This is a genomic window from Gluconobacter sp. Gdi, assembly GCF_014132155.1.
Lineage (GTDB): Bacteria > Pseudomonadota > Alphaproteobacteria > Acetobacterales > Acetobacteraceae > Gluconobacter.
On record NZ_BLJQ01000001.1, the window covers coordinates 246,865 to 261,338 of the forward strand.

General features: G+C 59.2%; 12 protein-coding genes. 9 read left to right on the forward strand and 3 right to left on the reverse strand.

What is annotated here, in order from left to right; all coding sequences use genetic code 11:
* Nucleotides 1-8: 8 nt before the first annotated feature.
* From nusA to JN414_RS01105, 9 genes are all read left to right on the forward strand, one after another.
* Complete coding sequence (gene nusA, locus JN414_RS01065; RefSeq protein ID WP_046900030.1) at nt 9-1,556, forward strand: transcription termination factor NusA; 1,548 nt, start codon at nt 9-11, stop codon at nt 1,554-1,556.
* On the forward strand, nt 1,504-2,208 hold the full coding sequence (locus tag JN414_RS01070; RefSeq protein WP_371823798.1) for an RNA-binding protein: 705 nt from the start codon (nt 1,504-1,506) through the stop codon (nt 2,206-2,208). Before nusA ends, JN414_RS01070 begins: the two co-directional genes overlap by 53 nt.
* The gene (gene infB / locus JN414_RS01075; protein ID WP_202206347.1) at nt 2,205-4,988 is read left to right on the forward strand and encodes a translation initiation factor IF-2; all 2,784 of its coding nucleotides are present in this window, start codon (nt 2,205-2,207) and stop codon (nt 4,986-4,988) included. The genes JN414_RS01070 and infB overlap by 4 nt, the downstream gene beginning before the upstream one ends.
* On the forward strand, nt 4,985-5,404 hold the full coding sequence (gene rbfA / locus JN414_RS01080) for a 30S ribosome-binding factor RbfA (protein ID WP_046900027.1): 420 nt from the start codon (nt 4,985-4,987) through the stop codon (nt 5,402-5,404). The genes infB and rbfA overlap by 4 nt, the downstream gene beginning before the upstream one ends.
* Before the next feature lie 100 nt (nt 5,405-5,504).
* A complete protein-coding gene (truB, locus tag JN414_RS01085; RefSeq protein WP_202206348.1) occupies nt 5,505-6,506 on the forward strand; it encodes a tRNA pseudouridine(55) synthase TruB in 1,002 nt (333 codons plus the stop codon).
* Nucleotides 6,466-6,735 (forward strand): 30S ribosomal protein S15, encoded by a 270-nt coding sequence (gene rpsO, locus JN414_RS01090; protein ID WP_007283842.1) that lies wholly within the window; start codon nt 6,466-6,468, stop codon nt 6,733-6,735. Before truB ends, rpsO begins: the two co-directional genes overlap by 41 nt.
* 194 nt (nt 6,736-6,929) lie before the next feature.
* Nucleotides 6,930-9,080, forward strand: coding sequence for a polyribonucleotide nucleotidyltransferase (gene pnp, locus JN414_RS01095; RefSeq protein WP_202206349.1), 2,151 nt, complete (start codon nt 6,930-6,932; stop codon nt 9,078-9,080).
* A gap of 64 nt (nt 9,081-9,144) precedes the next feature.
* Entirely contained in the window at nt 9,145-10,563 is a 1,419-nt protein-coding gene (locus JN414_RS01100; protein WP_202206350.1) for a nitronate monooxygenase family protein, read from the forward strand.
* A 1-nt stretch (nt 10,564) separates the two neighbouring features.
* On the forward strand, nt 10,565-12,574 hold the full coding sequence (locus tag JN414_RS01105) for an FUSC family protein (RefSeq protein WP_202206351.1): 2,010 nt from the start codon (nt 10,565-10,567) through the stop codon (nt 12,572-12,574).
* Nucleotides 12,575-12,582: 8 nt separating this feature from the next.
* Here the strand turns inward: JN414_RS01105 and JN414_RS01110 are convergent, their stop codons facing one another.
* From JN414_RS01110 to JN414_RS01120, 3 genes are all read right to left on the reverse strand, one after another.
* A complete protein-coding gene (locus JN414_RS01110; protein ID WP_202206352.1) occupies nt 12,583-13,005 on the reverse strand; it encodes a hypothetical protein in 423 nt (140 codons plus the stop codon).
* Complete coding sequence (locus JN414_RS01115) at nt 13,002-13,934, reverse strand: VOC family protein (RefSeq protein ID WP_202206353.1); 933 nt, start codon at nt 13,932-13,934, stop codon at nt 13,002-13,004. The genes JN414_RS01110 and JN414_RS01115 overlap by 4 nt, the downstream gene beginning before the upstream one ends.
* A gap of 108 nt (nt 13,935-14,042) precedes the next feature.
* Nucleotides 14,043-14,462, reverse strand: a complete 420-nt coding sequence (locus JN414_RS01120; RefSeq protein ID WP_046900021.1) for a DUF1489 family protein — start codon at nt 14,460-14,462, stop codon at nt 14,043-14,045.
* Nucleotides 14,463-14,474 lie beyond the last annotated feature (12 nt).

The following is a 14,474-nucleotide window of genomic DNA, read 5'->3' on the forward strand; positions in this document are numbered from 1 at the left end:
CCGATCTGATGGACACATCTGTTATCCGCCCTGAACTGCTGCTGGTCGCAGACGCAGTCTCGCGCGAGAAGAACATCGACCGCGAAGAAGTGCTGGAAGCGATGGAGCAGGCCATTCAGAAGGCTGGCCGCGCCAAGTATGGTCACGAGAAGGACATTCGCGCGACCATCGACCGCAAGACGGGCGAAGTTCGTCTCAGCCGCTGGACGGAAGCTGTCGAGCAGGTGGAGAATGAGGACACGCAGATCCCCATTCACATTGCTCGTAAGTTCCAGCCGGAAATTCAGATTGGCGAACATCTCGTTGATCCACTGCCGCCGATCGACTTTGGTCGTATTGCAGCGCAGACGGCCAAGCAGGTTATTGTGCAGCGTGTGCGTGAATATGAACGCAAGCGCCAGTTCAATGAATTCAAGGATCGCGTAGGCGAGATCGTCAACGGTACCGTCAAGCGGACCGAGTACGGCAACATGATGGTTGAAATCGGCAATGCCGAAGGCCTTCTGCGCCGTGACGAGCTGATCCCCCGCGAGTCTTTCCGGAATTCGGACCGTATTCGCGCGTATATCTATGATGTACGTGACGAGCCGCGCGGCCCGCAGATCTTCCTGTCACGGACGCATCCGGCATTTCTTGCCAAGCTGTTCGCCCAGGAAGTGCCGGAAATTTACGACGGCATCATCGAGATCAAGGCTGTTGCCCGTGATCCAGGGTCCCGTGCCAAGATGGCTGTCATTTCCCGTGATGCCGCAATTGATCCGGTCGGTGCCTGCGTTGGTATGCGCGGCTCGCGCGTTCAGGCTGTTGTGGCTGAGTTGCAGGGCGAGAAGATCGACATCATTCCCTGGAGCCCGCAGGCTGCAACATTCGTTGTGAATGCGCTGGCCCCTGCTGAAGTCACCAAGGTGGTGATGGATGAAGAAGCAGGGCGTGTTGAAGTCGTGGTGCCGGATGAGCAGCTTTCGCTCGCGATCGGTCGCCGCGGACAGAATGTGCGTCTGGCCAGCCAGCTGACCCGTTGGGACATCGATATTCTGACGGAGGCCGAGGAATCGGAGCGTCGTCAGGAAGAGTTCCGCAAGCGGACTGGCCTGTTCGTTGACTCGCTGGATGTGGACGATGTGATTGCCAGCCTTCTGGTTACAGAGGGCTTCCACTCCATCGAAGAACTGGCTTATACGGAGCCTGGCGAACTGCATGACATCGAAGGCTTCGATGAGAGTGTTGCCGAAGAGCTGATGCTGCGTGCAAACGAGTATCTGGCTGGCAAGGAACACGAGCTGGACGACAAGCGCAAAGAGCTTGGCGTGACGGACGATGTTGTCGATCTCGGAGTCTTCACGAACCAGATGCTGGTGACGCTTGGTGAGAAGGGTGTGAAAACGCTCGACGATCTGGCGGATCTGGCAGGTGATGAACTCGTGGACATTCTTGGCGCAGACGCCATGGATGAAGATGCCGCGAATGAAGTCATCATGGCAGCCCGTGCCCACTGGTTTGAGGGTGACGAATCGGCTGAAGCCGAAAAGAAGGACGGGGAGTCGACCGACGTCTGATATTTCTGATACTGATAATGGTCCCATTCGCGGTGCTTTAGGGCGCCGCGGTTCAGAGCGTCGCTGCCTCGTGACCCGAGAGCAGAGGCCGCCTGAAAGCATGATCCGTTTCGTGGTCAGCCCGGATAATCGGGTTGTGCCAGATCTGGCTGCAAAGCTGCCAGGTCGGGGAATGTGGTTGAGTGCCAGCCGGGATGTGTTAGATAGCCCCCGCACCCGACAGGCTTTTGCACGTGCTGCGAAGGCCCAGGTGTCTGTACCGGACTGTCTGGCGGATCTCGTCGAGGCGGCACTGGGACAGAGGATGTTGGACGCTGTCAGTCTGGCCCGAAGAGCGGGGCAGGTTGTATGCGGGTTTCAGAAATGCCGGGAGTGGCTCATTTCCGGTAGGGCAGGGGTGGTGATCCGTTCCGAAGGTGCAAGCCTGGACGAGTTCTCCAGACTGGTGTCGGGCCGGCGATCTCTGCCGGTGGTGACAGTTCCCGATCGCGTCCTGGCTTCGGCGTTCGGCCGGGACCGGGCGGTCTATGCGGTGATGGCGCCGGGTGCGCTGGCACAGCGCCTGATCGCCGAACATGAGAGATTTTCGGGAGTGGCAGGACGTTCACTCCCAGACCCCAAAGGGGTCAGTAAGGAACAGGCGGAACTATGAGCGACGGCAACGAGCGCAACCAGGACGGAACACAGACCCCATCACAGGGCGGCGAACAGAACAAGACTGGCCGCCTGTCCCTACGCCCCGCAGGACGTCAGGAGGTCGGTCGTACAGTCGACGCTGGCTCCGTGCGTCAAAGCTTCAGCCACGGCCGCTCAAAGGTCGTGCAGGTTGAAGTTCGCAAGCCCAAGCGCGCAGCTTCCGGCCCGGGTGGCTCGGCTGCTGGCGGTGCACGTGGTGGTCGTGGTGCTGGTGCTGGCGGTCGCGCCCTGACGGCTGCGGAGCTTGCAACGCGTCAGCGCGTTCTGGAAGCACAGCGTAAAGCTGCGGTTGAAGAGGCTGCACGCCGCGAAGCCGAAAAGATCCAGATCATGTCGGCTGCAGAAGCAGCCCGCCGTGCCGAGGAAGAACAACGTCTTGCCGCAGAGGCGAGAGAGGCTGAAGAAGCTGCACGCATCGAGCGTGATCGTCAGGCGATCAAAACCGCAGAAGACGCGCGCATCTTCGCTGAAGAAGAAGCCCAGCGCGCTGCGCGTCAGGCAGAACGTGAAGCTGAAGAAGCCCAGCGTGCTGCTCCGCTTGACCCGCGTACGCATTCAACGGGTGGCGTGCAGCTAGCAGCCCCCGTGCAGCGTCTGCGTCCTCTTGCAGAGCGCGCAATTATGCCGGAGCGTCCGGTTCAGACCGCACGTCCTGCGGCTGCAACTCCTGCACAGCCCCGTGGTGGTGAGACGCTTCATCTGCGTTCTCCCGCAGCCGCGGCGGGTGGCGAAGAAGAGCGTCGTGCTCCTGCTCGCCGCAGTGGTGGTGCACCCAGTGGTCCGGCTCAGCGTCGTTCCACCCAGCCTTCTCCTCGCAAGAGCCCGGGCGGCAATGACCGTCGTAGCGGTCGCATTGATGTGCGTGCAGCGATTGAAGGCGATGACGGCAAAACCCGTTCGCTGGCTTCAGTTCGCCGTCAGCGCGATCGTGAACGTCGCCAGGCTGAGCTTGAACGTCTTCGTTCTGATCAGGTGCGCGTTGTGCGTGACGTAATTGTTCCGGAAACCATCACGGTCGCTGAGCTGGCCAACCGTATGGCGTCCCGTCAGGGTGATGTCATCAAGTCGCTCATGAAAATGGGCGTTATGGCGACGGCAACCCAGAGCATCGACGGCGATACTGCTGAGCTGATCGTCGAAGAGTTCGGCCATCGTGTGAAGCGCGTTGCTGAAAGCGATGTGGAAATCGGCATCAAGGGCGTTGAAGATCGCCCAGAAGATCTGGCGCCGCGTGCTCCGGTCGTGACCGTTATGGGTCATGTCGATCACGGTAAGACGTCTCTTCTCGATGCACTCCGCTCTGCTGATGTGGCTGGCGCAGAAGCCGGCGGTATCACGCAGCACATCGGTGCGTATCAGGTCACGGCACCTTCCGGGAAGAAGATCACCTTCATCGATACACCGGGCCATGAGGCATTTACGTCCATGCGTGCTCGTGGTGCATCCGTGACGGACGTGGTCGTTCTGGTGGTTGCGGCCGATGACGGTGTCATGCCGCAGACGATCGAAGCCATTAAGCATGCCAAGGCTTCGAATGCCCCGATCATTGTCGCCATCAACAAGATGGACAAGCCAGGCGCCAACCCAACCCGTGTCCGTCAGGAACTTCTGAGTCATGAAATCGTGGTCGAAGATATGGGCGGTGATACGCAGGATGTCGAAGTCTCGGCACTGAAGCGTACGGGTCTGGACAAGCTGGAAGAGGCTATTCTGCTTCAGGCTGAAATGCTTGATCTGAGAGCTAACCCGGATCGTATGGCCGAAGGTACGGTGATCGAAAGCCGCCTTGATCGCGGGCGTGGCCCAGTGGCTTCCGTTCTTGTTCAGAAGGGCACACTGCGTCGCGGCGATATTGTTGTCGCTGGTGCGGAGTGGGGACGTGTTCGTGCGGTTCTCGATGATCGTGGCCGTCAGCTCAAGGACGCTGGCCCATCCATGCCTGTCGAGATTCTCGGCATCGCGGGTGTTCCGGGTGCAGGTGAGCCGTTCGTTGTTGTTGAAAACGACGTCCGCGCTCGTGAGATCAGCGAATTCCGTCAGCGTACCATCAAGGAAAAGCAGGCTGCGACGCAGGTTGCTGCCCGTGGCACACTCGACCAGATGCTGGCTCGTATTCAGGCCGGTGATCAGAAGGAAGTTGCCCTTCTTATCAAGGCGGACGTTCAGGGCTCTGCGGAAGCAATCTCCACGACAGTCCAGAAACTGGCTCATGAGGAAGTTGCAATCCGCGTCCTGAACGCCAGTGTCGGTCAGATCACGGAAAGCGATATCCAGTTCGCCAAGGCTTCTGATGCCATCATCGTGGCGTTCAACGTTCGTGCGACGACGCAGGCTCGTGAACTGGCGCAGCGTGAAGGTGTGGATATCCGCTACTACTCCATCATCTACCAGGTGGCGGACGACGTAGAGCAGCTCGTGAAGGGCAAGGTTGCGCCCAAGCATCGCGAGAAATTCCTCGGCTATGCGGAGATCCGTCAGGTCTTCAACATCACGAAGACTGGCAAGGTCGCTGGTTGCTACGTCACCGAAGGCCTCGTCAAGCGTGGCTGTGGTGTGCGTCTGCTGCGTGAGAACGTGGTCATCCATCAGGGTGAACTCAGCCAGCTCAAGCGCTTCAAGGACGATGTCAAGGAAGTGGCTCGTGGGTATGAGTGCGGTCTTTCCTTCGCAGGTTACAATGATTTGCGCGAAGGCGATGTCGTCGAGTGCTACGAGATGGAAGTGATCCCGGCTTGAGCTCACGTTCCAGAAATGACCTGAAAGGCCCGGCAGGCGTTGTTGCCCAAGGGCCAAGCACGCGCCAGCTTCGGGTGGCAGAAGAGGTTCGCCGGACTCTGGCGGACATCTTCGCCCGCACGGAGTTTCGTGATCCTGACCTGCTGGATGTTCGCATTACGGTTACGGAAGTGCGGGTTTCCCCAGACTTTGGTCACGCGACAGTGTTCGTGACCCGACTGGGCCGAAGCGATGTGGAAGAAGTTCTTCCCGCTTTAAAGCGGGTTTCTCCTTTCCTTCGCTCCGGGTTGGCCAAAGTGCTTCGACTGCGAAGTGTTCCGGAAATTCATTTCCAGCCAGATACGGCGCTGGATAATGCGATGGAACTGGATCAGCTCTTTCGTTCACCGGAAGTTAGCCGAGATCTGGAAGACTGATTTTGCACAACACCTCTGGCCTTCGGGTCAGGGGTGTTTTTGCATTTACAGGTCAGACTGGTCTATCAGCGCCCGATCATGAGTGAGGGATGCTGGACCAGTGGCAAGAAAACGCGGACGCGAGATTGACGGATGGCTGATTCTCGACAAGCCGCTTGGCCCAACGTCTACGGACATGGTCAATAAACTGCGTTGGGAATTTGACGCGAAAAAAGCGGGCCATGGCGGCACGCTCGACCCCTTGGCCTCGGGCGTCCTGCCGATCGCATTTGGCAAGGCCACGCGAACAATCCCCTATATTATGGATGCGACAAAGCGTTACCGCTTTACCCTTTCTTTGGGGGAAAGCCGCACAACCGATGATCGCGAGGGGGAAGTTCTTGCGACGTCGGTTCATCGTCCAACAGATGACGATCTACGCGCCTGTCTCCCTGCTTTGACGGGCGATGTGATGCAGATTCCCCCCGTGTTCTCTGCATTGAGAGTTGGTGGAAAACGAGCTTACGATCTCGCACGTGCCGGCCGTCCACCGGAGCTTCCGCCACGCCCGGCCCGGATAGATTCGATAACGCTGGTAGAGCGTCCGGATGCGGATACTGCGGTTTTTGAAGTGCAGTCTGGCAAGGGCGTTTATATGCGGTCTCTGGCGCGAGACATCGCTCTTGCGTGTGGAACGGTGGGGCATATTTCTGTCCTGCGTCGAACGAAATGCGGGCCGTTTGATCTGTCCCATGCCATGACGATTGACGAGATAGCACTGGACAAATCGACTCAAACTGTGGACAACGCCGATGCTCTTCCGGCTCCTCTGCTGGATGTAGCGACCGCGCTGGTCGACATCCCGGCGCTGGCCGTTACCGAAGCGGAGGGAAGAATATTGATCTGGGGCCAGTCTCTTGACCCCTCGGATCTCACATATTCTCTGCCGGCCGTGTCACAGGAGGGAGACCATCTGTGGCGTGCGATGATCGGAGAGCACGTGATTGGCTTGTGTCAGATCCGCGATGGACGGCTCAGGGCAGCACGGATGCTGGAAAACCACGAGTTTTTTGGAGAACACGATGTCGATTACTGCAGAACGCCGCACGGCTCTGATCGCTGAATACCGCCAGAACGAGACCGACACGGGCTCGCCGGAAGTTCAGGTTGCGATCCTGACCGAGCGCATTGTTAACCTGACCGAGCACCTGAAGACCCATAAGAAGGACTTCCACTCCCGTCGTGGTCTTCTGATGATGGTCGGTCAGCGTCGTAGCATGCTGGACTATCTGAAGCGCAAGGATCAGGCTCGTTACCAGAGCGTGATCGAGCGTCTCGGCCTGCGTCGCTGATACGTCGTCCGGGGGCTTGCTCCCGGACACCCCTGCCATCGGTCTTTCCGGGGGTGGGGTGCGCGACCGGCGTTTCAGGCCACATGGTGTCGTTGCGGGAATTGTCCCGCTACCACCGCCATGCCGTCCGAAACGCTGCTCCGTCACCTGCCGGATGTCCAGATGATGGCTCGTTCCTAATCTAGGAGAACGATATGTTCGATTATTTCCGTAAGGAAATCGAGTGGGCCGGACGCCCGCTTATTCTTGAGACCGGCAAGATTGCCCGTCAGGCTGACGGCGCTGTCATGATCACCTATGGTGACACGGTCGTTCTGTGTACGGCTGTTGGTGCCAAGAGCGTCAAGCCGGGACAGGATTTCTTCCCGCTTACGGTCAACTATCAGGAAAAAGCTTACGCTGCTGGCAAGATCCCAGGCGGGTTCTTCAAGCGCGAAGGTCGTCCGTCTGAAGCAGAAGTGCTGAATGCACGTCTGATTGACCGTCCGCTCCGTCCGCTGTTCCCGGACAACTTCCGCAATGAAGTTCAGGTTACAGCTACGGTTCTGAGCCATGACATGGAAAACGATCCGGCGATCGTGTCCCTGATCGGTTGCTCCGCTGCCCTGACGCTGTCCGGTATTCCGTTCTTCGGTCCGGTTGCTGCTGCCCGCGTTGGTCGCATCGATGGCAAGCTCGTCGTGAACCCGACGCTGTCCGAAGTTAAGGACAGCACGCTGGATCTCGTCGTGGCTGGTACGTCTGAAGGCGTGCTGATGGTTGAGTCTGAAGCCAGCGAGCTTTCGGAAGAGACCATGCTGGAAGCCGTGACCCTGGGTCACACGTCCTTCCAGCCTGTGATCGAAGCCATTATCGCTCTGGCCGAACACGCAGCTAAGGCTCCGTGGGATCTGCCGTCGCTGACGAAGGAAGAAATTGCCCTTCGCAAGCGCGTCGAGAAGGTCGGCAACAAGCTGATGGCCGATGCCTACAAGGAGCGCGTCAAGCAGGCACGCTACAAGAAGGTTGCTGAAGCCAAGGACCGTATCAACGAGATCCTTGCTGAAGAAGGTCTTGACGTTGAGCTGGCCAAGCCGATGCTCAAGGAGCTGGAAGCCCAGGTTGTTCGTGGCTCCATCCTCAAGACCGGCATCCGTATTGATGGCCGCGACCTGAAGACGGTTCGTCCGATCCTTGCAGAAGTTGGCATCCTGCCGCGTGCGCACGGTTCCTCGCTCTTCACCCGTGGTGAAACGCAGGCTCTGGTCGTTGCAACGCTTGGCACGGGCCAGGACGAGCAGATCATTGATGCGCTCGAAGGCGAATACCGCTCGAACTTCCTGTTGCACTACAACTTCCCTCCGTATTCGGTCGGTGAGTGTGGTCGTATGGGTTCCCCAGGTCGTCGTGAGATTGGTCATGGCAAGTTGGCATGGCGTGCTCTGCATCCGCTGCTGCCGTCCAAGGAGCAGTTCCCGTACACGATGCGTGTCGTCTCCGAGATCACGGAGAGCAACGGCTCCTCATCCATGGCAACCGTCTGCGGTACGTCCCTGGCGCTGATGGATGCCGGTGTTCCGCTGCCGCGTCCGGTTGCTGGCATTGCAATGGGTCTGATCAAGGAAGATCGTGGCTTTGCAGTGCTGTCTGACATTCTGGGTGATGAAGATCATCTGGGTGACATGGACTTCAAGGTTGCCGGTACGGATCAGGGCATCACGGCCCTTCAGATGGACATCAAGATCACGTCCATCACGCCGGAAATCATGGAGATTGCCCTGGAGCAGGCTCGTGGCGGTCGTATCCACATCCTCGGCGAAATGGCCAAGGCTCTGACGGAAGGCCGTACGGATGTCTCCGGCAATGCGCCGAAGATCACGACGATGTCCGTGCCGAAGGAAAAGATCCGCGATGTGATCGGTTCCGGTGGCAAGGTCATTCGTGAGATCGTCGAGTATTCCGGTGCCAAGGTTGACATCGGGGATGACGGCACGATCACGATCGCTGCTTCCAATGACGAGCAGGCCCAGAAGGCTATCGCCCGCATTGAAGGCATCGTGGCTGAGCCGGAAATCGGCCGCATCTACGATGGTAAGGTTGTGAAGACGGCCGACTTCGGTGCGTTCGTGAACTTCCTTGGGCCGCGTGATGGTCTGGTGCACATCTCCGAGCTGACTCAGGGTCGCGTTGCCAAGACGTCCGACGTTGTCCAGCAGGGCGATGCCGTGAAGGTCAAGGTCATCGGTTTTGATGACCGCGGCAAGGTGAAGCTGTCCATGCGGGTTGTCGATCAGGAAACTGGTGCCGATATCACGGAGAGCGTGGGGGCCAAGGCCGGCCGTCCGCCCCGTCGCGACGCCGAGTGAGTCCTCGGGCGGGGCTCGCAAGGCCCCGCCTTTTTTGTGTGAGTATCGGAGACATCGAGTCCCCATGAAGTTGATCGACACCCTTCGTTTTGGTGGTCAGGATGTTCTGCCTCTCGTCGAGGGGGGCAAAGGTGTTTCTGTCTCCACCGGTACTTCGGCAGGTCATTGGGCCGCTGCCGGCGGAATTGGAACCATTTCCGCCGTCAACGCTGACAGCTACGACGAACAGGGGCGTCCTGTTCCCCAGATTTACCACGGACGGACCCGCCGTGAACGGCAGCGCGAACTGATCCGCTACGCCATCGATGGCGGTATTGCCCAAGCGAAGATTGCCCGTGAGATCTCAGGTGGCAAAGGACGCCTTCACGCCAATATCCTGTGGGAAATGGGCGGCGCTGAAGAAATTATCGAGGGTATCCTCGAAGGCGCTCCAGGCATCATCAACGGCCTGACCTGTGGCGCTGGCATGCCATATCGTTTGTCTGACATCGCGATCAAACACGGTATTCCCTACTACCCGATCGTGTCATCCGGACGTGCCTTCAATGCACTCTGGCGCCGTGCGTACAGCAAGGCACCGGAACTGCTGGGTGGCGTGGTGTATGAAGATCCGTGGCGCGCAGGTGGCCATAATGGTCTTTCCAACACGGAAAATCCGTTACAGCCGGAAGATCCGTTCCCGCGTGTGCTCGAGCTTCGTCGGGTTCTGCGTCAGTATGGCCTAGATGAAACGCCCATTATCATGGCGGGTGGTGTCTGGGCTCTTGGAGAATGGCAGGACTGGATTGGTAACCCGGATCTCGGGCCAATCGCTTTTCAGTTCGGAACGCGTCCGCTGCTGACAAAGGAAAGCCCGATTCCCGAGGCTTGGAAGCGCCGTCTTCTGACGCTGAAGAAGGGGGATGTTTATCTGAACCGCTTCTCTCCGACCGGCTTTTATTCCTCTGCTGTCAACAATAGCTTCATGCATGACCTGCGAGGCCGCTCGGAGCGTCAGGTTGCGTACAGCCCGGAGGCTACGGCAGAGCTTGATGCAGCTTACGGCGTCGGTGCACGTAAGCGCGAAGTGTTCGTGTCCTCAACCGACCGTCAGCATATTGCAGGTTGGGAGGCCGCGGGCTTCACCGAGGCGCTCCGTACGCCTGATGACACGCTGGTTTTTGTCACCCCTGACAGTGCCCGTGAAATCCTGGCTGACCAGACGAACTGCATGGGCTGCCTGTCTGCCTGTAAGTTCTCCAACTGGATGCAGCGTGAGCCATACACCAACGGTCAAAAGGCTGATCCTCGGTCTTTCTGCATTCAGAAGACGCTTCAGACGATTGCGCATGCTCCGAATGACGAGCATGCGGACGATGTGGTTGACCACAACCTGATGTTTGGTGGCACGAATGCCTGGCGCTTCGGAACTGATCCTTTCTATGCGAATGGATTTGTTCCTACAGTTGGTCAGCTCGTGGAGCGTATTCTGACAGGACGATAATATGACGGTGCGTGATCCACTGGCGCGACAGGCTTCATTGAACCGCACCCGTCATCTGACTTTCCTGTCACAGTTTCTGGCCCGTCATTCCGTTCCCCTCAGCCCGGAGCAACTTGCTCCTGCTGAGGGTGTCCGGGCGGCCCTTGCAACGGTTGTTGCCCTTCTTCCTGCTCTTTATTTTCATCAGGCTGTTTTTGCCTGGGCTGCTTTTGCAGCGTTCTGGTGCTGTCTGATCGAACCCGGTGGCACACCGCGTGAGCAGTTGCGCATCATCGGCATCTTTACGGTTGCGGGTGCGGTACTGGGCGGTGTGACGTCCCTGATTGCGACATTCCCGTACTGGGGGGTCATTCCCTGGTTGATCGTGACGGGCCTGTTCGCGGGGCTGGCGCGTGCCTTAGTCCCCAGCATGGCACTCCTGTGCGCGTTGCTGGGCTGCGTCATGCTCGCCGGGATCGGGTTTCCGGCGCATTCATTCAACGATGCCCTGACGATTGCGCTTGCCTTCGGTGGCGGTGGAACGTGGGCGATCGTGCTGTGCCTGATTCTGTGGCCGCAGCATCCCTATGCGCCTGCACGACGGGCGGTTGGCGGCTGCTATCAGCTTCTTGCCGTTATGGCTGGAGAATTGGCCGCAGGTCGTCTTCAGGAGACGGTTCATCGTCAGACGATCCGCACAGCCATTGAGCGGGCGAGAGGCGTTGCCCTTCAGATTGATGCAGGCCATGCCAGTTACAGCATGCGTGGTCGCCTGATTGCCTCTCTTGCTGGCGCAGAACGTCTTTTCACGGCGATGCTTGCTGTTGAGCATCTTGTTGAAACGCGTGGGCTAGATTTTGAAGCACGGGGAACACTCGCAGCATTTTCGGCACTTTGCCAGCATGCCAGTGAGGCCGCTCTGTCTCCCAGCCCGGATCTGAAACGCCTTTCCAGAGAGGCTTTGGGTCTGGCGGATAGTATTCGTGTGCGCTCCGGCACGATCGGAGAACTGGTAGCAACAAGCGCACGGACGCTTGGCACGCTTGCGGATGGTCTGGCTGAGAAAGCGAGGCTCCCTTTTGATGCTGATGCGCCCAAGCACGTTGCCCGGCTGACGCCTGTTATCTGGCGTCATGCCCTCCGCATGGTTGTTGGCCTCCTGGGGACTTATCTGGCGACGCAGTGGTTGGGCCTGAGTTACGGCTTCTGGGCTCTCGTGGCCGTACTGCTTGTTATCCAGCCCTCGGGCCAGACAACCCTGGTGCGGGCTCTAGAGCGCGTTCTGGGAACAATCGGCGGGGGTGTTCTGGCACTTCTGGCAACGCCGTTCCTGCCGGGGCCGACCGAAATGATGGTCGCGCTTGCGCTGTTCGTGATTGGCGCGATTGCAATGCGCGCAGTGAATTATACGCTTCTGGTTCTGTTCCTGAGCGCACATTTCATTATCGTCACGGAAATGACGATGCCGTCTGATGGTGTCGCATGGCTCCGTATTCTGGATAACACGCTTGGCAGCCTGATTGGCCTTGGCTGCGCTTTTGCACTCTTTCCACAACGGCAGACGCAGGACATGGATGGTCTGTTGCGGGCCGCGATTGTTGGGAATATCCGCTATCTGTCGGCCGTGCTGAATGGCGATGATACGGTTTCCACGGATCGGACGCAGCGTCAGGCGGGGATTGATACCACGCGGGCTGAATTCGCCCGTGGCTCGCTTCCGCTTCTTGGTGGGCTTTCTGGTGTGGGACCGGGTGCGGAGCGCATGCATGCCTTGTTACGCGCGCTAAGAAGCCTGAGCGGAGAAGTCACGCTGCTTCGGTTTGATATGGCTGCCGGGTTATGTGCGCCTGATCCTCAGACCGGTCAGTTCTGGAAGGAAAAGGCCGAAGCTCTTGAAGCACGAGAGCCCCTCGCGGAAATTGCGGGGCAGCTTGAGAGTGGTGAAATCATGTCGAGCATTGCGGCGCTGAAGCGTTCTGATCGACCCGTTGCAAGTGAAGAAGCTCAGGGACCGGTTCTCTCCGGCCCCTGAGCAGGGTGTCAGTGGCGTCCACCACCACCGGGGCCACCGTGACCGCCACCACCATGTCCGCCCCCTCCAGGACCTCCTCCGCCGCCCGGACCTCCGCCATGGAAGCCACCGCCGCCGGGACGGCCACCACCAGAGAAGCCTCCGCCTGGACGACCGCCTCCTCCGGGTCTGCCTGGGGGTGGGCCACCCCCAGGTCGGCCGCCACCGCGGTATCCACCTCTCCAGCGGCCGCCTCCGGCCGGTCCGACAGCATAGCCCGGTCCCCAGCCGCCCCAGCCACCGCCGCCCCAGCCAGTGTTGTAGTAGCTGCCGCCGTAGCCACCCCCGCCGGAATATCCGTCGTAGCCGTCATAACCGACGCAGCCTGACAAAAGCGGGACGAGGGAGAAGGCGCCCATGAGGGCCAGTGTGCGAGATAAACGTCTGATCATTTTGCGTCCCCCGATGCGTTGGGGTCATGCCACTCCATCAGCCCGAAGGCCGCGCCTGCAGGGTCGGCGACAATGGCAATGGTGGTGTTCTGCCGATCTGGATGGGGCTGTACGAGAATTGTCCCGCCAAGCGTCACGGCTTTCTTGGCCGCAGCATCCACACTGTCCACCTGCACGAAGTTCATCCAGCGTGCGTGTGCCCCTTCCGGGAGGCGAGCGGGGAGCGGATTGATTGTAGCACGCGCAAAGGACTGGGATTCCAGCAAATAAGCCGTGCCACGCGTGGCGTCCTGAACTGCTTCGACCGTATATCCAAACAGCTTCTGGTAAAATCCGGCCGCTGCGTAGGGATTGTTCGTCAGCAGGGCGCTCCAGATCCAGGTTCCCTGAGCGGGTGGCGTCTCAACATCCGGCTCGTCACCTGCACTGGAATGCAGTGCGGCGAACAGACCCCCTTGCGGATCTGCCAGAACAGTCTCGTGGCCCCGTCCTTCAACCATTTGAGGTTTGAAGAGAATATGGCCCCCCCAGATTTTCGTTGCTTCTGCGGCCGCTTTTACGTCTGACACGGAAATGAACGGGAGCCAAAGCGGGTCCCCATGATGTGCCATGCGCGGAAGCTCGACCAGTCCTGCGACTGGCGCTCCGTTCACCAACGCCTGTGCATATTGCCCTTTTGAGACGGGAACGTCCTGAAAGGTCCACCCCAGAAGCGAACCGTAAAAAGCCTTGGCGCTTTTGAGGTCTGGCGTTGTGAGTTGGGCATAGACAATTTTGCCCGGCAGGAGTTGCGCCTTTGACGGTGCACTGGCGGTCGCAGGTGCATCAGCGGCCTGAAGGGCAGGAGCCGCACCCAGGCACAGACTGCCGGCCAGGAACAGGGACGCGTGACGCAGTCTTTTGCGAGAAATTGAATGGAACGGAGGCAAGGAAAATCTCCTTCAGGGCAGGAGAGAGCCTGCAATGCAGTCTCGGCGTTCAGGGTGAACGTTTGAATGACTGTATTGTTCCATATCGGCCCTTTTGAGGGAGCGTTTTCAGATTAAAGCGAGTTCTGCCAGCTCTCTGCGAAGTTGAGGCGGAAGATCAGCCACCCCATCACTGCCCGCTGACTGGCCGAGATCAGGGGGCGCATCTTTTGGGTCCAGATATCGCCATCCCTGAAAGGGACGCATGGTGCGGGGCTGAACGGGGATGATGTCGTCTGAGACTACAATCAGTGTTCCTTCCGTCCCATCCGGGCGACGGCAGGCTTCAAGCCCTATGATGGGCTGACGGCACAGAATCATGCCGTCCATCACGCGATAAAGAGAGCCGCCGTCTAGGACTTCGGCTGCACGCTTGGGCATTGTCCGCGTGGGGACGGCGCCATGACCGTTCACACGCGGGTGCTGCATGCGCTCACGCAGCACTTCGATGGTCGGGCAACCGACGGCCAGCTTGATGATGTTCAGCATGTCGGGTGCCCT